Origin of the sequence: Pseudomonas sp. MSSRFD41 (assembly GCF_014230245.1) — a bacterium.
Taxonomy (GTDB): Bacteria; Pseudomonadota; Gammaproteobacteria; order Pseudomonadales; family Pseudomonadaceae; genus Aquipseudomonas; species Aquipseudomonas piscis.
Map to the genome: position 1 here is coordinate 20,381 of NZ_JACKZK010000038.1, position 20,825 is coordinate 41,205.

General features: G+C 52.2%; 23 protein-coding genes and 5 pseudogenes. 19 read left to right on the plus strand and 9 right to left on the minus strand.

Annotated features, from left to right (window positions below; genetic code table 11):
- Positions 1 to 5: 5 nt before the first annotated feature.
- The 4 genes from H7A76_RS32915 to H7A76_RS30645 are packed head-to-tail and all read left to right on the plus strand — an operon-like array spanning position 6 to position 2,794.
- Positions 6 to 137: a DUF6889 family protein gene (locus H7A76_RS32915; protein ID WP_409519231.1), complete on the plus strand. Its 132-nt coding sequence runs from the start codon at positions 6 to 8 to the stop codon at positions 135 to 137.
- The gene (locus H7A76_RS30635) at positions 130 to 1,881 is read left to right on the plus strand and encodes a phage tail tip lysozyme (protein ID WP_185701978.1); all 1,752 of its coding nucleotides are present in this window, start codon (positions 130 to 132) and stop codon (positions 1,879 to 1,881) included. Before H7A76_RS32915 ends, H7A76_RS30635 begins: the two co-directional genes overlap by 8 nt.
- Before the next feature lies 1 nt (position 1,882).
- On the plus strand, positions 1,883 to 2,479 hold the full coding sequence (locus H7A76_RS30640) for a phage baseplate protein (RefSeq protein ID WP_185701979.1): 597 nt from the start codon (positions 1,883 to 1,885) through the stop codon (positions 2,477 to 2,479).
- Entirely contained in the window at positions 2,480 to 2,794 is a 315-nt protein-coding gene (locus H7A76_RS30645) for a phage baseplate plug protein (protein WP_185701980.1), read from the plus strand.
- On the opposite strand, the gene H7A76_RS30650 is transcribed toward H7A76_RS30645, so the two are convergent.
- Positions 2,791 to 3,414 (minus strand): hypothetical protein, encoded by a 624-nt coding sequence (locus tag H7A76_RS30650; protein ID WP_185701981.1) that lies wholly within the window; start codon positions 3,412 to 3,414, stop codon positions 2,791 to 2,793. The genes H7A76_RS30645 and H7A76_RS30650 overlap by 4 nt on opposite strands.
- 23 nt (positions 3,415 to 3,437) lie before the next feature.
- On the opposite strand from H7A76_RS30650, the gene H7A76_RS30655 reads away from it, so the two are divergent.
- A complete protein-coding gene (locus H7A76_RS30655; RefSeq protein ID WP_185701982.1) occupies positions 3,438 to 4,415 on the plus strand; it encodes a phage protein in 978 nt (325 codons plus the stop codon).
- Here the strand turns inward: H7A76_RS30655 and H7A76_RS30660 are convergent.
- Positions 4,412 to 4,786 carry a hypothetical protein gene (locus tag H7A76_RS30660; RefSeq protein ID WP_185701983.1) on the minus strand — a complete coding sequence of 125 codons (375 nt, stop codon included), beginning with the start codon at positions 4,784 to 4,786 and terminating at the stop codon, positions 4,412 to 4,414. The two genes, H7A76_RS30655 and H7A76_RS30660, sit on opposite strands and share 4 nt — an antisense overlap.
- A gap of 11 nt (positions 4,787 to 4,797) precedes the next feature.
- Here H7A76_RS30660 and H7A76_RS30665 point away from each other — a divergent pair, with 11 nt between their 5' ends.
- The 9 genes from H7A76_RS30665 to H7A76_RS30705 are packed head-to-tail and all read left to right on the plus strand — an operon-like array spanning position 4,798 to position 11,364.
- Entirely contained in the window at positions 4,798 to 5,502 is a 705-nt protein-coding gene (locus H7A76_RS30665) for a Gp138 family membrane-puncturing spike protein (protein ID WP_221775428.1), read from the plus strand.
- Positions 5,499 to 5,852 (plus strand): hypothetical protein, encoded by a 354-nt coding sequence (locus H7A76_RS30670; protein WP_185701984.1) that lies wholly within the window; start codon positions 5,499 to 5,501, stop codon positions 5,850 to 5,852. The genes H7A76_RS30665 and H7A76_RS30670 overlap by 4 nt, the downstream gene beginning before the upstream one ends.
- Positions 5,853 to 7,031, plus strand: coding sequence for a baseplate J/gp47 family protein (locus tag H7A76_RS30675; RefSeq protein ID WP_185701985.1), 1,179 nt, complete (start codon positions 5,853 to 5,855; stop codon positions 7,029 to 7,031). It abuts the gene before it with no gap.
- Between the two features lies 1 nt (position 7,032).
- The gene (locus H7A76_RS30680; RefSeq protein ID WP_185701986.1) at positions 7,033 to 7,695 is read left to right on the plus strand and encodes a DUF2612 domain-containing protein; all 663 of its coding nucleotides are present in this window, start codon (positions 7,033 to 7,035) and stop codon (positions 7,693 to 7,695) included.
- Positions 7,696 to 7,707: 12 nt separating this feature from the next.
- Positions 7,708 to 9,099 carry a pyocin knob domain-containing protein gene (locus tag H7A76_RS30685; RefSeq protein WP_185701987.1) on the plus strand — a complete coding sequence of 464 codons (1,392 nt, stop codon included), beginning with the start codon at positions 7,708 to 7,710 and terminating at the stop codon, positions 9,097 to 9,099.
- Entirely contained in the window at positions 9,096 to 9,467 is a 372-nt protein-coding gene (locus H7A76_RS30690) for a tail fiber assembly protein (protein WP_185701988.1), read from the plus strand. Before H7A76_RS30685 ends, H7A76_RS30690 begins: the two co-directional genes overlap by 4 nt.
- Positions 9,468 to 9,469: 2 nt before the next feature.
- Positions 9,470 to 10,183: a hypothetical protein gene (locus H7A76_RS30695; protein WP_185701989.1), complete on the plus strand. Its 714-nt coding sequence runs from the start codon at positions 9,470 to 9,472 to the stop codon at positions 10,181 to 10,183.
- Between the two features lie 57 nt (positions 10,184 to 10,240).
- Complete coding sequence (locus H7A76_RS30700; RefSeq protein WP_185701990.1) at positions 10,241 to 10,867, plus strand: glycoside hydrolase family 19 protein; 627 nt, start codon at positions 10,241 to 10,243, stop codon at positions 10,865 to 10,867.
- Positions 10,864 to 11,364, plus strand: a complete 501-nt coding sequence (locus tag H7A76_RS30705) for a DUF2514 family protein (protein ID WP_185701991.1) — start codon at positions 10,864 to 10,866, stop codon at positions 11,362 to 11,364. The genes H7A76_RS30700 and H7A76_RS30705 overlap by 4 nt, the downstream gene beginning before the upstream one ends.
- Before the next feature lie 274 nt (positions 11,365 to 11,638).
- Here the strand turns inward: H7A76_RS30705 and H7A76_RS30710 are convergent.
- Positions 11,639 to 11,881: pseudogene (locus H7A76_RS30710) on the minus strand (site-specific integrase); the annotation flags it as partial.
- A 979-nt stretch (positions 11,882 to 12,860) separates the two neighbouring features.
- Here H7A76_RS30710 and H7A76_RS30715 point away from each other — a divergent pair.
- Positions 12,861 to 13,031, plus strand: a complete 171-nt coding sequence (locus H7A76_RS30715; protein ID WP_185701992.1) for a hypothetical protein — start codon at positions 12,861 to 12,863, stop codon at positions 13,029 to 13,031.
- Positions 13,032 to 14,061: 1,030 nt separating this feature from the next.
- Here the strand turns inward: H7A76_RS30715 and H7A76_RS30720 are convergent.
- Positions 14,062 to 14,244 (minus strand): hypothetical protein, encoded by a 183-nt coding sequence (locus tag H7A76_RS30720; protein ID WP_185701993.1) that lies wholly within the window; start codon positions 14,242 to 14,244, stop codon positions 14,062 to 14,064.
- A gap of 364 nt (positions 14,245 to 14,608) precedes the next feature.
- On the opposite strand from H7A76_RS30720, the gene H7A76_RS30725 reads away from it, so the two are divergent.
- Positions 14,609 to 14,884 carry a hypothetical protein gene (locus tag H7A76_RS30725; protein WP_260498124.1) on the plus strand — a complete coding sequence of 92 codons (276 nt, stop codon included), beginning with the start codon at positions 14,609 to 14,611 and terminating at the stop codon, positions 14,882 to 14,884.
- A 192-nt stretch (positions 14,885 to 15,076) separates the two neighbouring features.
- Here H7A76_RS30725 and H7A76_RS32920 read toward each other — a convergent pair whose 3' ends face one another.
- The 4 genes and pseudogenes from H7A76_RS32920 to H7A76_RS32655 all read right to left on the minus strand — a co-directional run.
- A complete protein-coding gene (locus H7A76_RS32920; RefSeq protein WP_221775429.1) occupies positions 15,077 to 15,616 on the minus strand; it encodes a DUF4189 domain-containing protein in 540 nt (179 codons plus the stop codon).
- Between the two features lie 196 nt (positions 15,617 to 15,812).
- Positions 15,813 to 16,263: pseudogene (locus H7A76_RS30735) on the minus strand (SOS response-associated peptidase family protein); the annotation flags it as partial.
- A gap of 230 nt (positions 16,264 to 16,493) precedes the next feature.
- Positions 16,494 to 17,018, minus strand: coding sequence for a hypothetical protein (locus H7A76_RS30740; protein WP_185701994.1), 525 nt, complete (start codon positions 17,016 to 17,018; stop codon positions 16,494 to 16,496).
- 325 nt (positions 17,019 to 17,343) lie between these two features.
- Positions 17,344 to 18,110 (minus strand): annotated as a pseudogene (locus H7A76_RS32655) (site-specific integrase); the annotation flags it as partial.
- A 49-nt stretch (positions 18,111 to 18,159) separates the two neighbouring features.
- On the opposite strand from H7A76_RS32655, the gene H7A76_RS30750 reads away from it, so the two are divergent.
- Entirely contained in the window at positions 18,160 to 18,633 is a 474-nt protein-coding gene (locus H7A76_RS30750; protein ID WP_185701995.1) for a hypothetical protein, read from the plus strand.
- A gap of 411 nt (positions 18,634 to 19,044) precedes the next feature.
- A pseudogene (locus H7A76_RS30755) lies at positions 19,045 to 19,209 on the plus strand (transposase); the annotation flags it as partial.
- A gap of 424 nt (positions 19,210 to 19,633) precedes the next feature.
- Here H7A76_RS30755 and H7A76_RS30760 read toward each other — a convergent pair.
- On the minus strand, positions 19,634 to 20,518 hold the full coding sequence (locus H7A76_RS30760) for a beta-1,6-N-acetylglucosaminyltransferase (protein WP_185701996.1): 885 nt from the start codon (positions 20,516 to 20,518) through the stop codon (positions 19,634 to 19,636).
- Positions 20,519 to 20,658: 140 nt separating this feature from the next.
- Here H7A76_RS30760 and H7A76_RS32565 point away from each other — a divergent pair.
- A pseudogene (locus H7A76_RS32565) lies at positions 20,659 to 20,825 on the plus strand (glycoside hydrolase family 19 protein); the annotation flags it as partial.

The window sequence follows — 20,825 nt, forward strand, 5'->3', positions numbered from 1 at the left end:
AGGGCATGTGCCGGTATGAATCGCTGATTGATGGAACCCTAGATCTTGCTGACATAGCCAAGATGAACGATGCGCTTCTTGTGCGCGCAGAGAACAAAGAGCGCTCACGGATAGCCCAGGAGAGAATCAATGGCTGATCAGGAGGTCATGAGAGAGTTCCTTGTTGGCCTCGGCTTCAAGGTCGATAAGCAAGGTATGAAGTCATTCACCGATGGTGTGGATGGCGCGACCAAGGCTGTAAAAAACCTAGTGACAGCTATCACTGGTGCTTCATTGGCGGTTGCTGCTGGTGTTTCAGCCTTCGCATCTAACCTGGAAGGCCTTTATTTCGCTTCCCAGCGGATTGGTTCTTCTGCCACAAGCATCAAATCAGCTGAGTATGCTGCCCGGGATTTGGGTGCTTCGGCATCTGAAGCGCGCGGCTCTCTTGAGTCGATGGCGCGGTTCCTGCGTGAGAACCCTGGTGGTGAGAGATTTCTTCAGGGGATCGGCGTACAGACACGAGAAGCCAATGGCGAGCTTCGCGATACAGCAGACTTGATGGTTGGTCTCGGTAATCGTCTTCGTAGCATGCCCTGGTACCAGGCCAAGCAATACGCTGGGATTCTTGGTATCGATGACAACACGCTTCGAGCCATCATCAGCGGCGACTTTGGTCGCAAGCTTGAAGAGAATCGCAAGCGACTTGCAGGAAGCGGACTTGACCGGGCTTCAAAGGATGCGCACGCATTCATGGAGGCTTTACGTGGCTTGATGCTGCAGTTCGAGTCTTTCTCGATACGAGTGCAAGCTGCGCTGATGCAGCGTCTTGGTCCAGAACTGGCGCGGTTCTCAGAGTGGTTCGAGAAGAACGCGCCGATGATCGCTGACCGTGTTGCCGACATCGTTATAAAACTGGTGGAAATGGCTGAGAAAGCAGGCCCATATCTCCAGCAGATTTGGCAGTTCTTCGTAGATCTTGATACTGCCACTGATGGGTGGAGTACCAAATTGCTGGCCCTCCTTTGGGTTCTCAATGCGATTGGTGCTACTGCTGTCATAGCTGGAATTACTAAGCTGGCTTCAGCATTTTTCAGGCTTGGGAGCGGTATTGCATCCGTTGCCACTGCAAGTCTCCTGCTGAAAGGGGATGTGTCTGATAGCAGCAAGGAGGCTCAAGGGCTCCAGGATCAGGCTATGGCCGGTTCACGGGAAGCTGCTATTGCCTTGGCTCGAAAGCAGTTTGAGAACCAATGGTGGAGAAAGTGGTTTGGAGGAACATCGGAAGATGATGTACAGAAACGTGCCGATGAAATCATGGCCGGAGTACATGCTGGCAGTCCCAAAAAGGATGTGATGGCTTCGGCATCCAATAAGGATAGGGCGTCGTTTTACACGGACTTTCTTGAGTCTCTCGGAGTAAGCCGAGAGATGGCAATAGGCATGATCGCCAACGGGATAGCTGAGAGTAATCTCGATCCAAAGGCTATTGGTGATGGCGGAGCTGCCAGGGGCATATTCCAATTGCACCCGGATCGGCAGAAAAACTTTGAGAAATGGTCAGGTTTTAACATCCGGGATGATCGGGCTGATGAGTTCAAGCAGATGGAGTTTGCTGTTTATGAACTGACACAGGGAGCAGAGCAGAGGGCTGGGAAGCTGATGAGGGCTGCACAAAACTCAAGAGCTGCAGCAGAGATAGGTTCTCAATATTGGCTTCGCCCTCGCGATACTGAACGCGAGGCGCGCAATCGAGGTGAGATCGCATCTCAACTCAACCAGACCACCACGATCAATGTGTATGGCGCCAATGATCCTAATGCAACCGCCAGTGCTGTAGCAGGAGCTCAGAAGCAGGTCACACAAGATATGCGTCGAAACCTTAGCAACCCGGTGAACTGACATGCCCAACTTTGCAGGATTCATCACGATCGATCCGAAACGGTCGATCGACAGCATCGTTGCGCATGTCACGCTGGAGGAGGTTGGTACAGATGAACTGCAGATCACTGATCACCCTGTAGAGCAAGGCGCCGAGATCACCGACCATGCCTACAAGAAGAACCCCGAGGTAGTTATCAGGTGTGGCTGGAGCAATGCCAGTCTGGCCGGGGTAATCGATAGCGTGAAAGGGCTTTTCTCTGCTATCACGGGCGGCGATGCATTCGGCTCTGACTATGTGTCTGGGGTGTACAACCAGCTCCTAGCGTTACAGCAGTCGCGCATTCCATTTGATGTTTCGACTGGCAAGCGTGTCTACACGAACATGCTGATGCGCAGTCTTACACAGACCACCGATCCCTCCAGCGAGTACACGCTGATGGTGACGGCGACGTTCCGTCAGGTGCTGATCGTAAGTACGTCAGCCACAACCCTACCACCTCGAGGTGATCAGGCCTCTCCTGCAAGTACAGCTGAAACAGAAAACGCCGGCGATAAGCAGGTAGCACAATCATTCCCGGCCCCTGGAGGCTGGCAGCCACCAGATGGCGGGGGATAGATGGCCAACTTCGAAATTCCGCTGACGCCAAGTCCTCAGCGATTCACGATCACGCTATCGGGTGTTCAGTACCGAATGTCTGTGGCTTGGCGAAATGCAACGGATGGCGGATGGGTTGTTGATATCTCTGATGCTGCGGGAAATCCAATCATCCAAGGCATTCCGCTGGTGACAGGTACCAACCTGCTTGATCAATACGAATACCTTGGACTTGGTGGCGTGCTCTGGTGCCAGACCACTGACGACCCAGATGCGGTACCGACCTTCGATAATCTCGGGGTCGGCTCCCATCTGTATTGGTGGACTAATGACTAGAGTCTTCCAGGGTTTGCAATAACATTTTTTACGGACTTATTGAGCGTGTCGAAATCACATTCATATGTAAATCCCTCATATGCGCCAAATCCATTTTGAAACTGAATTTTGTCACCGATGTAAGTGACAATAAGATTTTTTTGGTTGGACCATCGATACTTGCTAAATTTGAAGTCTGTAAATCCATCAGTCCATTTGAATGAGTATTTTGCCAGCTTCTCTATTTCGCGTCGGCATGTTGCCGATGCAATGGCGAAATTCTTATCTCCCCAGCAGGACAATTCTCTCTGGCACTCGATGTCATTTACCGAGGCGGCAGACGGCATATTTGTTTGAGCTTGGAGCTGGCATTTTATCCACTCTTTTTCTGAACCAGCCACATTGTCCGGGCCCCAGCACCATCCGCGGTTTTTCATTTCAGCAGCTGCGACATCTCGACGTGCACACTCTAGTTCAGCATCTGGACGGTCCCGGCACATGCTATTCATCGCACTGTAAATTGAGACAAGGTTTGGAAGGTTTTCTGCTGCCAGGTTCACTTTGTATGGATCTTTTCCAGCGTAGGAATTTTCAGACAGGGCAGCTAGCACACAGCCCATAACGAGTCCCTTTTTGAGCATTTTTGATCATCCTGAGGAAATCCATGAGCGTACCCCAATACCTCCGCCAGATCAGCCTCAAGATCGGCAGCGATACCGAAGCCATCGATCTATCGGACCTTCGGATCAGATTTTCTGTTCGACGCGGTACGATCAGCACGCCCAACACAGCCGATATCCGGGTGTACAACGTCAGTGCGGCTACTGCGAAGAAGTCCCAGCTGAAGGAGTTTGGGCGCGTCGTGTTGCAGGCCGGCTATGCCGGAAACTACGGGGTGATCTTCGATGGCACGATCAAGCAGGTGCGCCGCGGTCGTGAGAGCCAGACTGACACCTATCTCGATATCACCGCTGCTGACGGCGACAGTGCCTATAACTGGTCTGTCATCAACATGACCCTAGCTGCTGGATCGACGGCACAGGATCAGCTTGATGCTGTTGTGAAGGTAATGGGTGATCGCGGCGTAACGATGGGAGAAGCACCCCAGTTATCGCAGAACAGACTCCCGCGCGGAAAAGTCATGTTCGGGCTGACCCGGAATGTCCTAGACGACCTTGAGCGGACCCAGGACGTCAGCTGGAGTATCCAGGACGGCCGAGTAACGCTGATCCCGAACACTGCATACCTCCCGGGGGATGCAATTGTCGTGAACTATCAGTCGGGGATGGTCGGGCTTCCAGAGCAGACTCAGAACGGCGTTGAGGTCCGTATGCTTCTCAACCCAAGCGTTAAGATCGGCCGACTCTTGAAGATCGATAATGCTAGTGTCCAACAGTATCGGTATGGGGTAGCACTTCGAGATCAGGCGCCAAATGAGATCATTAAGAACCAGATAGATCTTGATGCAGACGGAATGTACAAGGTATTGATGGCTAATAGTTTTGGTGATACTCGCGGTCAGGAATGGTATACGGACGTTATATGTGTTTCTGTGGATGCGACAATCTTCAGCAAAGAACTGATCAACAGTAAAACTCCTGGTGCTATTGGCGATCCTGGGCCAGTCAAGCCATATGGCTAGTTTTTCTTCTTGTAAAAAGACTTTGTAACTACACCAGAACCGTTTTTATCAACGCTTGTGGTTACATATGCAATTTCTGGCGACTTCCAAGAGTCCCCATTCTCAAGAATTATTGCGACGTCCCCTCCAATCAATCTGCCCCAGCATGCTTTCATGGGTATGGCGATTGATTTTGTGCTGTACTCGCGCATGTGCTTGGCATTTACCAAGGGAAGTTTGCAGGGCCTGTCCTCATAGAGAACTTGATTTACCTCCCGCGCATTGAACTTATCGCCAACGAACCTATGGCCATCTCCTGGCTCTACCAGGATCGTTTCAGCCATCACTGGACTAGTTGCGACTAACAAAGCTGCAGCCAACAATCTCATCATGGTGATACTCCTTGAACGTAAAAGAGAGGTTAGACGACCCGCTTGCGATGCTGTCTGTTGCCCAGCGTTCTGCCCAGTCGAAATTGTGGACATCGATTCCAGGGATTATCCAGTCATTTAACGCTGCTGCAATGACCTGCGTTGTTCAGCCTGCGATTCAGTCGTTTGTCACAGATGATAATGGGGCGATGGTTCTGACGAACCTACCGCTGCTGACTGATTGCCCTGTGCAGTTTCCTGCTGGTGGAGGGTGCACGCTGACCTTTCCAGTAGTTGCTGGAGACGAGTGCCTGGTTGTATTCGCTTCCCGCTGCATCGACTCCTGGTGGCAGTCGGGAGGGATCCAGGCCCAAGCAGAACTGCGTATGCATGACCTCTCGGATGGTTTCGCTCTGCTGGGATTCAGGTCGCAACCTCGGGTAATCGGTGGAATCAGCCTGCAGGCCGTCCAGTTGCGCAGTGATGACGGTCAGGCGTTTGTCGAGATAAACCCGACCACGCATGCGGTCAACGCCACCACAAGCGGGCCTGCTTCGGTCAGTGCTCAGGGCGGCATCACGCTTACAGCCCCCCTGGTGACCATCAATGGCGATGTAAAGGTAAACGGTAAGGTTGATACGACCGGCGATGTGAAGGCCGGCACTATCAGCCTGCAGTTGCATAAGCACACCGGAGTTACACCAGGCAGCGGAACAAGTGGAGGGCCTACGCCATGAGGTACCGAAAGCTTGACGCCAATGGGGACTACTCATTTGGCAATCAGCAGGCCGACTTCTACCGAAATAATCCAGAGGCTGTGGGTCAGGCCGTTTTGACGCGACTGCGTCTGAACAAAGGTGAGTGGTTCATCGATACCGCAGACGGTATGCCATGGATGAGCGAAGTGCTTGGGGAGAGAACAGTGGCTACCCGTGATGCTGCCATCAAGAAGCGAATCCTGGGCACTACCGGCGTAACACAGATCGATACCTACAACAGTTCATTCAACGCAGAGACTCGGCGATTTTCTGTATCCGCGACGATATCCACGGCCTATGGCCAGACCACAATCAGCGAGAACCTATAAATGGCGTCGTCTACTGCACCAGTCATCTCTGTTACGGGCATTTCGGCGCCAACCTATGCCGAAGTCCTAGCCTTTCTGAAAGAGCAGTATCGGTCGATTTATGGGACTGATGTTTACCTCGAGAATGACTCCCAGGATGGTCAGTTCCTTGGCGTGCTTGCCCTTGCAATCAGTGACGCAAACGCAGCGACCATATCTGCCTACTTTTCATTCTCTCCTGGTACCGCTCAGGGGGCAGGGCTATCTAGCAACGTCAAGATCAACGGCATCAAGCGCGCGGTGGCAAGCAATTCACAGGCTGACGTAGTTGTGACAGGCCAGGCTGGCACCTTGATCACTAATGGTGCAGTTGAAGATCAAGCATCTAACAAGTGGGCGCTTCCAGCCTCAGTGACAATTCCACCGGCGGGCCAGATCACGGTCACGGCTACCTGTTCGGTCGCCGGGGCAATTACTGCAACACCAGGCCAGATCAACAAAATCGCCACTCCAACACGTGGCTGGCAGTCGGTTACAAACCTTTCTGCGGCATCTCCCGGAGCACCAGTTGAGACTGATGCAGCGCTTAGGCAGCGGCAGAAGACATCAACCGCATTGCCATCAAGAACCGTGCTGGAGGGGACAATTGGAGCAGTAGCGAATGTTCCTGGCGTGATCCGTTACTCGGCAGTCGACAATGACACAAAGATTACTGATTCGAACGGTATTCCAGGCAACAGTCTGGCAATCATCGTGGAGGGCGGGGACGCAACGGCTATTGCCCAGGCGATTGCTAACAAGAAAGGGCCTGGCGGGGGGACCTACGGAAGCACTTCAGTAACAGTACTGAATGTGTATGGAATGCCGATCACAATCAAGTTCTCGCGACCTACCTACAGAGCTATAACCGTTGCAGTTACTCTGAAGGCTCTATCCGGCTACACGTCCACAACTGGTGTGGCAGTTCAGCAGGCTGTGTCTGATTACATTAACCAGGTAGCAATTGGAGGCGGCCCAAGCGCATCTGTCGAATGGGCTGATGCTCTTACGGCGGCCAATAGCGTTGAAGGCAGTACCACCTTCAAGCTGACATCTCTTGTGCTTACCGGCCCAGGCGGAGTGGGGGTCCCAGATGTTCCACTTGCGTTTAATCAGGCGGCGACCTGTACGCCAGCAAGCGTTGTGCTGACGGTGACATGATATGGCCAAGATCACTGACTACACCGGAAAAATTACAAGTGAGCACCTGGACCGCCCAAAATACATGGCCATGGTTCAGGCCGTCAGCCAGTGTTTTCTTGATTCTGGAAATGCATCAGAGATCCTGCCCACAGTATTCGATTTAGACATCGCAATTGGCGTGCAACTCGATACTGTAGGAGAGTGGGTAGGCGTATCTCGCAATATAAAAACCCCACTGTCTGGAATCTACTTTGCTTTAGATACTCCAGGCCTTGGATTCGATGAAGGTGCATGGAGAGGTCCATTTGATCCGGATTCGGGCATCACAGTACTTGATGATGAAACCTATCGAACCCTTATTCGAGCAAAAATCGGCGCTAATCATTGGGACGGTACACTAGAGCAATCCAGGGCAATTCTTGACTTGGTGTTTGATAACGATACTTTCGTGTTCATCCAAGACAACCAGGATATGACCATGACCGTAGGTGTGGTTGGTAAACAGCCAACAGCCCTACAGCTTGCTCTATTGACTGGTGGTCACATCCCAATCAAGCCGCAAAGTGTGGGAATTTCCTACTACATCATACCCACTGGTGAAGGTCCATTATTCGGATTCGATGTGGACAACCAATATGTCGCCGGCTTCAACAAAGGAAGCTGGGGAAAAATCTACTCATAAATCGGAGTTTATATGGCAACGAATGACTTCCTGCCATTCGGCATCGCTGCTGGCGCTAATGTTATGAGTCAGGCGGATTATGCTGTTCTTGCGAGTCGTGCAAATGGATTCTCATCAGGAACCGCTGTCTCTGCTCAGCTCAACAAAGCGTGGAGACAGTCTTCGGTAATGTCGTCCGTTTTGGCTCAGTACATATCCGATAACGCGACTGTCGATGTACTCGATAACGGCAGTACCGCCCCAATTCTTACAAACCTTGCTACTGCAATATCCAATGCCGCGAAAAATGCTGGCACCTCATGGGTTAAGATTACTGGTAAGCCAACAACCTTATCAGGTTATGGCATAACAGATGCCATGAATAAATATGCAGGTGGAATTGAATCTCTTAGCGTTGTTTTGGCTAGTGATTTGAACAGTGTTCCTTCGACAGGTATGTACAGGTTTAATCCATCGACAACAAATAATCCTTCAGGTGCAACATTTGGAACAGTAATTCACATATCTTATAATCAGCCTACTTTAAACTGGACTCAGCAAGCAGTATCTACCACCGACAGTAGGTCATGGTTTCGTAGCTCGGCAAATGGATCAGTTCAACCTTGGCAGGAGCTATGGTCTTCGGCAAATTTTAATCCAAATAACTTTCAGAATACTGTCGGCATTCAAGGCGCATATAAAAATCTGTCAGGGTCAGCAAGTGGAACAAGCGCATCTGCTGTATTTTCTGCCGATGAAATTGTTATAGAAAATTCGTCAAATCAATATCAGACATTACGCGGCGTAAGTATTTCTCCGTCTTTAGCATCATCTGGTGCAAATGGACTCGATACCGGAACATCAACATCTAATACATGGTATAGCGTATGGGTGATCTGGAACGGCACTAATATTGCTGGACTATTCTCTCTGAGTGCAACGAACCCAACATTACCTTCAGGATATACCCATCGAGCCAGGATTGGCTGGGTTAGAACCGATGGAACAGCCAATAAGTATCCATTATCATTTATTCAATACGGACGAGTTGTTCAGTACAAGGTGGCTAGCGGATCGAATCTCACTTCACTCCCAGCCGTAGCTAGCGGAACTGCTGGTGATATAAACACTCCTACTTGGGTAGCCATTTCGATGGCTCAGTATGTTCCTACGACTGCATCAAGAGTATCGGTTACATTATCAATTCCTGCCGCTACCTCAGCAGCACTTATGGTTGCTCCAAATACCTCATATGGAGCATACAATTCGAGTACCAATCCACCACCTGTCGGGCTTTCAGCAAGCGGGCAATTGTTGCCTAGTCCATCCATGGGGGTAATTTCCCTTGAATCCACGAGTATTTATTGGGCATCTAGTACCGCACAGTCACGTCTATATGTTGGTGGATGGGAGGACAATCTATGAGTGGTTATGCAGTTAAGCGTGATGGTTCTGGCTGGAGGTCAGTTGATGGACCGTCAGAAGATCCTGAAAATCCATCAAAAATTTTCCCAGATCCAGAGATCGAGTTTTATTCTGAATCTATTCCTGATGATCCTGTTCCCTCGCCTGAGCAGACACTTTCAATCGCACTGGAAAAGCGTGATTCATTGCTAGCATATGCAGCTCTTCGAATCGCGCCGCTTCAGGATGCAGTTGATCTTGATTCCGCTACAGATGAAGAGGTCACAAGGCTAAAGGCGTGGAAGCAATATCGGGTTGTTGTAAACCGGGTTTCTTCGCAAGAAGGCTGGCCTGGTCTCGTAGATTGGCCCTCACCTCCTAGAGATTGAAAATGAGCTCATTTAAGTGCGTTGGAATTGTTGGAACAAACAAGGCTGGATGTACCACTTATGAGGACGACTACATCCTTCCTGAAGGATCGGTTTGGGTAGATGATCTTCCTCCAATGACCGGTCCCGATCGGTTTGGAGAGTGGATCGTAGAAGCTGACGGGACCTACAGTTGGCATAAACTACCAGATCCGCCTTTCCCAGTTGTTTATCACGAAGGGAAGATTAAAAACTCGGACACGCTTGTTGAGCTTCCGGAGAATGTTCTTCCTGGGAATATTGCAGTTCGAATTGCGAGCACAGAATCGACTCTTGTCGGAATCTCTACTGCTATGTCAGCAGAGGTTCAGAATGCTCATGACTACGCACAACAGGCTAGCCAATCTGCTGCTTCTGCTGAAGCAGCGAAACAGGCTGTCGATGATGCCATCGCAGCGCTGCCAAAGCCGACTCAATTTGAGATGCTGACAGCGGTTCTTGGGGCGGGAGGCCTAGTTAATGTACTTTTTACCAAGACCTATACTTCTCCTCCAGTTCTTATTCCAGTGACTCGTTTCGTTGGTGACCAAGCGTTTATCCCAGTTATTGGCGTTCCAACTCTGACCGGGGTGGAAGTAACTGGTAAGCGAACTCGTGGGACACTTCTTCTCACCTCAGGACCATTCGAGAGCGCGGCTGCGGGCGACACTGTCCAGTTCGTGGTCATTGGCAGATAAATAAATCCGTTACAAGCCCGCGTTGTCGCGGGCTTTTTTGTGTCTGGAGAGAACACAATGCCACTCACTGAGCAGCAGCTGCTGCAGATCCTCCCGAACGCCCGCCCTGTAGCGGGCGTTTTTGTTCCTGCCCTCAACCGCGCGATGGCTCGCTGGAAGATCGATTCCCGCGTGCGTCAGGCCGCGTTCCTGGCCCAGGTCGGGCATGAGTCTGGCCAACTGCGCAGCCTGGTCGAGAGCCTGAACTACAGCGCCGAGGCGTTGGCGCGAACCTGGCCAAACCGGTTCACACCACAGACAGCTGGCGCGTACGCCAGGCAGCCCGAGAAGATCGCCAACAAGGTCTACGGAGGCCGGATGGGCAACGGCCCGGAGGCCTCTGGCGATGGCTGGCGCTTTCGTGGCCGCGGCTTGCTGCAGGTCACCGGCAGATCGAACTACCGTGCCGCCGGCGAAGGCCTGGGCCTGCCTCTAGAAGCCCAGCCTGAGCTGCTCGAGCAGGCCGAGAACGCGGCACAGTCGGCCGCCTGGTGGTGGGCACAGCATGGACTCAACGAACTGGCCGACGCCGGCCGCTTTCAAGACATCGGCAGCATCATCAACACCGGGGCGACTGGTCGGGTGCCGAACGGTGCGACTGATCGAAAGGCCCTCTATGAGCTGGCGCTCAAGGTGCTCCAGTGAGCGCCTGGGTGCTACGCGCGGTCGTCCTGCTGCTGATCCTCGCCTCTTACTGGGGGATCTACCAGCACGGGCGATCAGTCGAGAATGCGGAATGGCAGGCCCGCTGGAGCGCACGTGACGCCGGCGACAAACAGGCCTGGGCCCTGGCTGAGCGCGAGGAACGCGAGAAAGAGCAGGCGAGGCAGAACTCAATCAACAAGGCGGTGCAGGATGGGCAACGAAAAATCTATAGCGCGGTCGCTGATGCTGTTTCCGCTCGCTCTGCTGCTGACAGCCTGCAGCGGGCCGTCGACGCTCTCACCGAGCACCTCAAGCATACGACCAGCAGCAATTCCTGCACTGCCGCCGCAAGCGCGGCAGCAACCCGTGCCGTCATGGTGCTTGCCGACGTGCTCAAGCGCGCTGATCAAAGAGCGGAAGATCTGGCAGCAACTGCTGATCAACGCGGAGCAAGGGGAGTGACATGTGAGCAGGCCTATGATGCTTTAGGGAAATAGGGATTGGTGATCGGTCGGCAGGACGCCGTAGGAGGGACCAAAAGGCCGAGTGACTTTCCGAGTGACTTTGTAAATTATGGTTCATGACTGTTAGGTGCCGTTGCAGCGAGCGCCTGACGCGAAGCCTTGTGTTTAGCGGCCTGTAGATGTGTCCGCTTGCATGGGGTGCTAGGGGTCGAGTGTTCGAATCACTCCGTCCCGACCATATTTTTCAATGACTTAGCCCAATCTTCACAGGTTGGGCTTTTTCATGCCCAGGGAATTTTGCGGGGGTTCAACCCGTTTTCCTCCTCAAGATGGTCAGTGCCGGCCCTCGCGAATCGGTCGCTGATACTTTGTTCGCCGCCTCAATCAGATGCTGCAGCTCCGGGGTAGAATAGTGGCTCGTGCTGCTGCCGTTCTTGTGACCCAACAACGCTTTCCGATCTTCCTCTGTCACGTTTGCTGCACGTAGCCTTCTGCCAAAGGTGTGCTTCAAGTCGTGAATCCTGATCGATCTGAATCCAGGGTGCGCTGGTGACTTATCTGCCCAGGCGTCGAGCTCGTTGCGATCGAATGCAATACCCTGTTTGCCTATGCGGATTTCAGTGCGGCCTGACTGTGTTCTTGAATTCTTCCTTGCACATACCTAGGTATGCGGGAGCTTTCATTGCTCTGATGAAGCGGGGCGCAAGCTCTACGGCCTGCATTGCCTTTTGATTGGCTATAGGAATTCCTCGCCCGCCGACCGGCAGGCTGTCTTGGTTGGTTTGAGGCGTGTCTGATGGCCGCCTGCGTTGCGCCGGGGCACTGTTGCATGCCGCTCGGTTCGTTGTCCTGGCGCTGTAAGCCGACTCATCCGGGCCGGGCGGACTTCACTTTCAGGCCTTGGGCCTCGATTGCCTGACGGGCTTCGAGTAATGCCTGCCCACGACCGACGTCGCGCTGGTAATTGATATCAACGACGGGATGGGCGTCGTCCTCAATGCTTGGGACATGTGGCAGCTCCACCACCACGGCCTCGCGGGAGGCCTGCTATCCGGCCTTGAAACACGACCAGCTGAGAATTTCATCGGCTCGGCGATAAGCTCCAGGCCAGTCTTCGTCCTGGATCAGCAGGCCGGCCAACTTTGCGCGGTGCATCTTGTAGGATTCACGTATTTTTTCGCTCATGGCCTTGGCCCCTGTAGATGTTCCATGCGAGGTAGAGCAGGGCGGGGAACGCTGAGCAGGATCATGGCTGCACCGCCTGCGCTGCGGCCTTGCGCTTGCGCATCAGATCGACGACGTCACCCGGTAGACGCTGATCGGGTCCAGGCCTTGAACGCCTGTGATCAGCAGCTTGGCAACTGTCGGGTTTCAACGTTCATGGCTTTCTCCATGTAGGCGCCACCCTTGCCGGGGAGGCGTTCATCGTTTGAGAGGAGAAGGCGCTGGTGGGCAGCGCTTGGTGTCAGTTTTTGCGGAAGGATTCGATCTTTGGTATAACGCCCAACCATTTCGCAGGAAGGATCCTTATGAAACGGACCATCATTGGCGCCATGCTCGTTGCCGTTACTGCGCTGTCGTTGAGCGGCTGCTTCGAATCCGGGGCCGAAGAGAAGGCGAAGGAGCAGCAAGAAGCCAGCGAGAAGTTTTGGAAAATCACACCGCCAGACCGGAGCCAGGACCAAGGGTTTAAGCCATGATCCGCGCCTTTGCACTAGCTATCATTGCTTTAGTCAGCGCTGGACCACTCAGTGGGTGTGAGGCAGAGAAGCAGGCCAAAATCGACGAGCAGAAGTCGAAGGACTTTTGGGACATGGGCGGTCCTACTGATCGCAGCAAGAGCAAGGGTTACACACCCTGATGCACCGCTTCTCTTAACGCCGCCGACATAGGCGGCGTTTTCATAGCTGCCCGCAGGAAATGCTGGCGGGCAGTGAAATAGGTTCAGGCTGCAGGTGTCTGATTTTATTAGACCACTCCAGTGGGCGCTGCGATTGCTACCTTGATAATTCCCCTAACCGGTCTAAGGTCTATTGCAGTTCCTACTTCAGCGTGCCAGGAGGCATTCAATGCAGGGTAGGAACCGGCCACTTTTCACAGTTATATCTATCAAATTCCCATTGGGAGGGATACCAATGAAAAAACTACGAGCCCGTTTGATTCCACTTGTCTCGGCGCTGGGCCTATCTATTTTTTCTAGTTATGTTCTAGCGGATGTATACCTTTGTACATCCGATCCTTGTAATACCTGGGAGCCGGCTCCACTCACAGAAGATCAACGTAATATAACGTCTCCAGATATCAATAAAACCACTATTAAGGCGACCCTAGAGAACTCAGTAAAAACAGAAGTTTCTAGTGCTTATAAGACTAAGGATCCGAAAGGTAAAAACCTCTACCTCAAGAAAGACCTATGGCATAAAGGGGGGGCAGTTGCTTTTTCGGATGATGTACATGTGACTGTTTATATTTATGATAAGCCCACCAGCGCGAGGCCCTCTAAATCATGCCACGCTTTCTCATATAAGAAGCAGGGTAACAAGGGCTACTTCGGTACCTGTCAATAGACGTAGTCATTTCGAAGCCGAAGCGCTCAGCAGATTCCGATCCCGGGAAAGTGTTGTGGCCCACAACACTTGCTTGGCACCTATGGCTGATCTCGGTAGTGTTGCTAGTGGCAACCGTGGAGCGTTAATCGAATTCATCCATTATGTCTACTACCTCGGCTGCTCAGTAATTGCTGTAGGCTGCATAGCGCTGATCCGCTCGAGCAACGCCCTCTCCCTGGCGCGTTTTTCCTGTTGCAATTCCGCGTTGGTCTTGGCCATAGCCGACCTCTTCAATTCCGCTGGCCGGCAAGTCCAACCATGCCTGTCGCCACCGTTTGCGGACCTGGTTGTAGATCCGCTTCAAGCTCGCTTCTCCCAGCGCTTGGGGAAGTTGAACTCATAGGTGAGTTCCAGGCGGTGCAGGAGTGAGTCGGATAACCCCGCGCGCTGACATATGAATAATCGAGATCACCGCCATCTGGCGGTTTTTTTGTGCCTGGAGAAAACCCAATGTGTACGTCGCAACGCGGCCTGCGCCTGCAAGCCTATTAAGATGCCGTCGGTGTCTGGACTATCGGCTACGGCACAGCCAAGGTGTTAAGGCGGGCATGTCGATCAGCAAGGAGCAGGCCGCTACGGCGGTAATCAATTGGCAGGGCGAGCAGCAGGACGCCCACCGGGCGCTGGAGGATCGCCTGTAAGCGAATGACGAAACCCACTACAAGGAATTGCTCGATGAACAAGCGAAACAGGCTCGCCTGCGCGGCCAGTTGGCTACTGTTGATCTCTGGCTGTCAGTCCTACTCAACGCCACCGCCTCAGATAGTAACTGTGGGGTGCCAGCCACCGCCGGTGTCGGCGGCCTGGCTCATGGAGCGGCGAGAGCCGAACTTGAGCCAGTAGCAGCTCGACGAATTGTCGGAATCACCGGTGACGGTGACCAAGGACTGATCGCCCTGGCGGCCTGCCAGAGCTACGTCAAAGAAATTGTTTCAACGAAGTGAAAAAGAGCGGTTGGGCCCGTTGCGTCAACATCTAACCCGGCCGCTGTCCCCGCCGATATGTACCTTCAGACAATCCTCGCCACTATTCTTATCGCAGTAGTGCGCGGGGATGTTGACCTAAACGAACTAGCTCGACTGCATCTGCGGTTCCAGCAAGAAAGCTGGGGACCGGCAATCACGAATTACTCACCCTCAAAACGCTTCATACACAGGTTTGGTGCAGTCTTCGTATACCACCTGGCAAGCCTTGCCTCCCGTGTCGACACATGACTGTTGAGCCACCATGCGGGCTTCTTCAGGGTCTTTGGCACTGCCCAGGCCAGAGCGGGACGGCCCGTCCTGGCTGCTGGGAACTACCCACGCGACACATTGGTTTCGATACGTAAAAATCACCTTGCAATCAGTCGCCCCCCGCCTGCTGCAATCGGACAAGGCCAACTTCTCGGCACTCTCCTTGCTGGGCCTGTTGAGGGCAACCCCAGCATCTGCGGTTGCTCCAGATGAAGCGATTGCGCCCCAGGTCTTATGCCACTGCCCGGCGGGCTCCTGCTCGCGGGAGCTCCCGCCAGCGCCTGGGATCGGAGCGCAGCCGCCAACCCCTTGATCGCCGATGGGATATTGCCCCGCAGGACATCTCCCCTCCGCTTCTGCAATTGCCGGAAAGGCAAGGGCCAATAGTAAAAGCACATGGGCCCAGGGCAGCGGTACAGTGCCGAACATAGACGATTTCATATACACCTCAATTTCATACAGGGCTCGTGTTTGCGCACTACTCACCCGATGCGTTCCCCCGTGTTCCGGGATGTAGAACCAAACGCTGATCGCCTTGAGGGCTATTGTCCTCGGCTGCGTAAGGTCGTTCAGAAAAATAGTTTGGTATGCCAGCTGCGCCGGTCAACATAGGACGGATAGGCTAATGGCCCATTGCCGGTATCGATTGCGGCCGCCATCCCTGGGCCAGTTCAGGTGCCAGGGCCACTGGCCGCCGGTTGTGTATGTCGACCATGCCTCCGGTGCTGTCGGCGGTGATGATCACAAAGCCATCATGTTCTCCGGCCCCTTCGTCCGGATCTGGTAGCTGTCCAATCGAGGTGCAGAATATCGGCGAACCCTGGATCAGGTAGGGCTGCTTCTTTGGGCCTCCTGCGTCGACCCATTCGAGCCATCAATCGATCGGGCATATGGCCCGGTGCGGCCAGATCTGGCGGAAGAAAGGCCCGTGGGCCACTTTCTCGACCCGGGCGTTAATCGGTGCGGCGCGGTCTTTGCCCAGTGTGGCCTCCAGCTCCATCGGACAGCGTCGGCGTGTAGTTGGTCGTCGGCAGTATGGAGGAGGTGAGCTGCATCGTTGGTGCCGTGTTGCAGCGCCCTAGAGGCTGGGGCGCTCCTGCACCCAGGCCTGGATTTTCAACAGTGGTCCGGGTCCTGATGTTTTCCCGAGACTACTTGATGCAAAGATCGACGGCATGGCACCGCTCGGCCTGAACATCAGCGGGCTTGAAGAGGTGGATGGGGCGCTGTACGCGCAATCGGGGTGGTGTCGAGTTGAATGAAGTAGGCGGGGACGACCGCAGGGACCAGAATTCTGGGCCCCGCGGTGGCAGATCAGTTAGCCAACTCTGATAACTGGCCCGTCATTTGCCCCCGTCGTTGTATCGGCCGACGGATTAAAGGTGAGCGAGATATTGCTCACGGTAAAGGTTTGATGTTGGCGCGCGGTGTTCGCCATGGTGCCCCACCGGATTCGAGCGTATCCAGGAGTCTTGGCGGTACCTGAGCCCTTGCCCTGGTCATCAATCCGGCCACAAGTGAATTCCATGGCCTGTAGCCCCTCGGCCTCATCGACGTTCCACCACCGCACATTCGCGACCGTGTTGTCGTTCTCTATGACGTTATTGAGCTTGATAGTGAACGTCGCCGATTTGAGAGAAATGCCGGAGGTGTTCTCCAAAACGGGAGCGACTATCGTGGTTTGGTCCGCTTCTGGGGGGTAAAACTCCTGGCTGTTCAGATTGAGCGTCACTGGGGTTGGCAGCGTCAAGGTAATCTTGATGCCATTCTGATTGTAGAGGGTGAAGTTTTTAAGAGCCCCTAGGCTGTCGTTTGAGACTGTTTTCTTGAGTGCTTCAGACATTTTAATTTCCTTTTTTATCGAACTAGAAACTCTAGACAAGAGTTTCTCCCTGTTGTGTGAATCCAGCACTTGTATACGCTCAGCTATTAAAGTTTGGTGAGTCACCGCTGTCAAATTTTATGGTGGGGTTTTAAGTTTAATTAAGGTTTTATTTGCTATTGGTTAAATGGATTTTTATCGCTAGTGGAAATAAAAGTTTCCAGTGGCGTGCTAGTTGACTTGCCTTATCCAACTAAAGGTCTACTCCTGCTGACAAAGGTGGTGGTTGATGCAGTCGATTACATCTACCGATCTGGCTTCAAGTACAGCAAGGTCGAGGTGCTGTTGGGTGAGCGGGGCGAAGGTTTTCCTCCTGCCAGAATTTCGCCGCTCTCGCCAGCGTCTTCTTCCAGGCGAGTCGTTCATGCGATGCGATGTGTTGCGGTGCCGTGCCGTTGTAAGGAAAAAACCTTCCTTGTTCTGGCCCCACTGCTTGTCGATGATGGATTTGGCCACGCTATTGAGCACGACCAGCGGCTCATCGCCATTTTTCACGCCTGACCTTGTTCCGGCCGCCGAAGTCGGAGGGGATCAGGAATACGCTGGTGCCAAGTTCTGGCAAGAGATCTCTGCAGGCCTCCTGCTCGCGGCAACCTGTGTTCACCTTGAATAGGGCCATCGTCTGCAGGTGCGCCGGCAACTCCCCGAAAAGAATCGATTGTTCCTCCCATGTCATGGGGTAGGGCTCAAGCCTCTTTTTCTTCAGGTCCAGCTTCGTCAGCATTGGCACTGAATCAAGCCAAGGCCGCCTTTCTTCATCCCGCCATTTGCGCGCACAAAGCGAAAGAACCCGTATCACTCGCTCGAGCGAGATGTTGATCGTACGAGGAGCCACCGGCTCAACTGCCTTCCGTCCGGTAATACCACTCCTTTCAAACGATCCTTCACAAACGGTTCAAGGACCTGGTCATCGATGTGAGTCAATGGCAGATCCTTGAGGTAGGGATGAAGCTGCTTCAGATGATGCGCCGTCAACTTGAGCGAAGGCTGGTCCTTGTTCTCACTCAAAAACCGTGTTGCCGCTTCCTCCCAGGTGCGAGTGCGGCGCATCCTGTCTTTTCTGCGTCTATGCTTGCGGTTCAAATCAATGGAGGCATTTGCAATGGAAGCAGCTGGCTACGATAGACTGTCCAAGTTGATAAGCGTTAACGGCGAGGTGGGTACTGCTGGCCTTGGCAATTGTATTGCTGTGGTGGGTTTCAATGGGGCGAAGCAAATGGCTATCGCTCATTACAACACCCTTAATTGTATGGGCACTTCAGGGAATTCATCGCAATGGAATGAAGCATCGTTAACAAATTTCCGAAATTGGTTCTCAAAGCAAACACAAGCAACTAAGTTTATGGTTGGGCTCGGCGGTGTCTGGTTAGATAACCCGAGCGATAGTCGTTTTGAACTCATCAAGCTGATAGTCAAGGTTTTTGAGTATGAACCAACAGTAGGGGGTTACTGTATAACTTGCGCAATGGTAGGGGGAAAGGAAACTCTCAAACCCTATGCGAATGATGCTGTCATGCCTAAAGGCTGGGCTCAAATGGGCCTTCAGATCCCATACGATCAACTAAAAGGCAAATGATTAGCTACTGTGCGCGTCGACTGCTGAGGTGACCTGTCCTTATCACTACCGCTTTGACGGCAGCAGAAAGACATGCGTACCTATTCAGGGCCCCGGTATCTGCCGGGGCTTTTTTCTGCTTCTTCACGGAATCCGGGGGAAAGATAGAAACAAGAACGCCGGTTTGATGGATGATGTTCGTGCGAGCAAACACATCTACAAACCGGCGTTCTTGTGCACGATCTTAATACGTTTCGGGCCTTTTGGGAGGGCTTTTCCGCCATCGCGATTCGATCTGACGGCGATGATCTGCTGGTCGACTTGATTCCCCAGTCCACCAGATTTCCCACCTGCAGCGGTTGCCATCAGCCCAGCACCATCATTCACGAATACGGCCAGCGTTCAATTTGAGACCTGCCCATTCTTGGCCGCGCAGTAGCCATGGACATGAACACCGCCTTTGATTTGGAAATGCGCCAACATTGCCCTCACGCCCGCGTGGTCTATGACCTGTTCCATGTGGTTGCCAAGTATGGGCGAGAGGTGATTGACCGAGTGCGGGTCGATGAGGCCAACCGCCTGCGCCATGACAGACCTTGAAATACCAAGCGCCCGACGCGGTGCATCGGGCGTTTTGAGTGTGAAACAGGTGTAAACCTATTTCAGGACTAGACAGACCTCTTTTTACTGACGTGCTCCAACCTTTCAGTGGTCAGCACGATGAAGTTCCTGATCCCGGTTTTGACCGGGAACGACTCTCCATCGCATTCGCCCCAGAGACCAGTGACGGCGTTCTGGGATTCGGCCGATGGCTTCAAATAGACGACTAATACCGCCGTCTACCCTTATATTTCGTGAGCGTCAATAAGTATGGCGGGCTTCCTCGATAACTTGCCTGATGCTTTGGCATAGTCGTCAGGTTTGTACTGAGCGGACAGTTCCAGATAGTTCGATGGTTGAGTGGTGAGGGGGAAGGAATACCTCCACCAAAATGATGCTTAAATTCTGTAGGTTGGTCTATCTAAGAATCTTTTATAAAAATATTCATGAATTCTTTTGTTGCATTTTTTTCTATCTTTCTCGCAAAAAACATGTGGCTTTTTATTATTTTCTCAAAGTCGGTGGCGTCAAGTATTTTTGGATACTGCGGTCCGCTAACCCAGTCAATGTATCTCAATGCATTGCTTCTCAGTTCTTTGTTTTCATAAACCAGGTTCTTTTCACTTGTTTTTATTATCGTGTGAAAAAAAACCTCATCCGCACAAATTGATTCCTCAAACATTGGGAGATACCAATCGTTAGAGTCTATGAAGTCTAGTACGTATCTAACGGTATTTTCTGTCAGTCCGAACCAGTTAGTTCCTTTGTACAATTCAGGAGTTCTATGCAGATTTTCTGTATATTGATTGTTCTTGAATAGAAGATCTCTTGTTGATCGGTGGAGTGCTCTGGTTATTCTCGATTTTAAATCCGTTTTTCGGCTAAAAAAATATTCTGTGTATCTATATTTGACTCTCTGGTGTGGGTCGATGTAGGTTGTTCGCTCATCTTGATAATGTATGAAGTTGTAACCGGAATTATGTTTTAAAAAACCGTTTATGCGATTTTCTGACTGGATTGGTATGTCGTCTCCTGATAGCAGAAAGAAATAGTCGTGATCATGCTTTTTAGACTCTTTCATTAAGTTTATGGTTGCCTCTATTTGAGAGACGCTTCCCCATTTTATGTCTACCCTGTCGTCAATAAGGATTACGTTGTCTTTTTTTAGGGATTCGAATTCGCTTATTTGTGATTTTTTATCTACATGTATTAGTATTGTGTTGTTTTTGAATGATGAGAAATAATTGATCGTGTGGATCAAAGGGTTGGTTATTTGGTGGCAGGTTATTGCTAGTATTTTATTCATTTCTGGAATTCGTTAGTGAATTCATTGATGTTATTTATTGGATGGTATGGGTGTCAACAGCAAGAGCCTGGCTTAATCAAAATCAACTAGATCGTATCGGAGAAAAACGAATACCACTCACAGAGCAGCAACTGCTGTAGATCCTTCCAAACGTCCGCCCCGTTGCGGGCCTTTTTGTTCATGCACTCAACGCGACTATGAACAAGTACGCAATCATCACTCGCTTGCGAATGGCGGCGTTCCTTGCGCAGGTCGGTTATGAGTCGGGACAGCTGCGCAGCCTGGTCGAGAACCTGAACTACAGCGC

Excerpts from the sequence above, each read along its gene's own strand:
- H7A76_RS32915 (WP_409519231.1), top strand. The coding sequence starts at position 6 with ATGTGCCGGTATGAATCGCTGATTGATGGAACCCTAGATCTTGCTGAC.
- H7A76_RS30695 (WP_185701989.1), top strand. The coding sequence starts at position 9,470 with ATGAGCTCATTTAAGTGCGTTGGAATTGTTGGAACAAACAAGGCTGGA.
- H7A76_RS30660 (WP_185701983.1), bottom strand. The coding sequence starts at position 4,786 with ATGATGAGATTGTTGGCTGCAGCTTTGTTAGTCGCAACTAGTCCAGTG.
- H7A76_RS32920 (WP_221775429.1), bottom strand. The coding sequence starts at position 15,616 with ATGAAATCGTCTATGTTCGGCACTGTACCGCTGCCCTGGGCCCATGTG.
- H7A76_RS30670 (WP_185701984.1), top strand. The coding sequence starts at position 5,499 with ATGAGGTACCGAAAGCTTGACGCCAATGGGGACTACTCATTTGGCAAT.
- H7A76_RS30760 (WP_185701996.1), bottom strand. The coding sequence starts at position 20,518 with ATGAATAAAATACTAGCAATAACCTGCCACCAAATAACCAACCCTTTG.
- H7A76_RS30640 (WP_185701979.1), top strand. The coding sequence starts at position 1,883 with ATGCCCAACTTTGCAGGATTCATCACGATCGATCCGAAACGGTCGATC.
- H7A76_RS30750 (WP_185701995.1), top strand. The coding sequence starts at position 18,160 with ATGGAAGCAGCTGGCTACGATAGACTGTCCAAGTTGATAAGCGTTAAC.
- H7A76_RS30715 (WP_185701992.1), top strand. The coding sequence starts at position 12,861 with ATGAAACGGACCATCATTGGCGCCATGCTCGTTGCCGTTACTGCGCTG.
- H7A76_RS30645 (WP_185701980.1), top strand. The coding sequence starts at position 2,480 with ATGGCCAACTTCGAAATTCCGCTGACGCCAAGTCCTCAGCGATTCACG.
- H7A76_RS30680 (WP_185701986.1), top strand. The coding sequence starts at position 7,033 with ATGGCCAAGATCACTGACTACACCGGAAAAATTACAAGTGAGCACCTG.
- H7A76_RS30740 (WP_185701994.1), bottom strand. The coding sequence starts at position 17,018 with ATGTCTGAAGCACTCAAGAAAACAGTCTCAAACGACAGCCTAGGGGCT.
- H7A76_RS30635 (WP_185701978.1), top strand. The coding sequence starts at position 130 with ATGGCTGATCAGGAGGTCATGAGAGAGTTCCTTGTTGGCCTCGGCTTC.
- H7A76_RS30700 (WP_185701990.1), top strand. The coding sequence starts at position 10,241 with ATGCCACTCACTGAGCAGCAGCTGCTGCAGATCCTCCCGAACGCCCGC.
- H7A76_RS30650 (WP_185701981.1), bottom strand. The coding sequence starts at position 3,414 with ATGCTCAAAAAGGGACTCGTTATGGGCTGTGTGCTAGCTGCCCTGTCT.
- H7A76_RS30690 (WP_185701988.1), top strand. The coding sequence starts at position 9,096 with ATGAGTGGTTATGCAGTTAAGCGTGATGGTTCTGGCTGGAGGTCAGTT.
- H7A76_RS30675 (WP_185701985.1), top strand. The coding sequence starts at position 5,853 with ATGGCGTCGTCTACTGCACCAGTCATCTCTGTTACGGGCATTTCGGCG.
- H7A76_RS30655 (WP_185701982.1), top strand. The coding sequence starts at position 3,438 with ATGAGCGTACCCCAATACCTCCGCCAGATCAGCCTCAAGATCGGCAGC.
- H7A76_RS30685 (WP_185701987.1), top strand. The coding sequence starts at position 7,708 with ATGGCAACGAATGACTTCCTGCCATTCGGCATCGCTGCTGGCGCTAAT.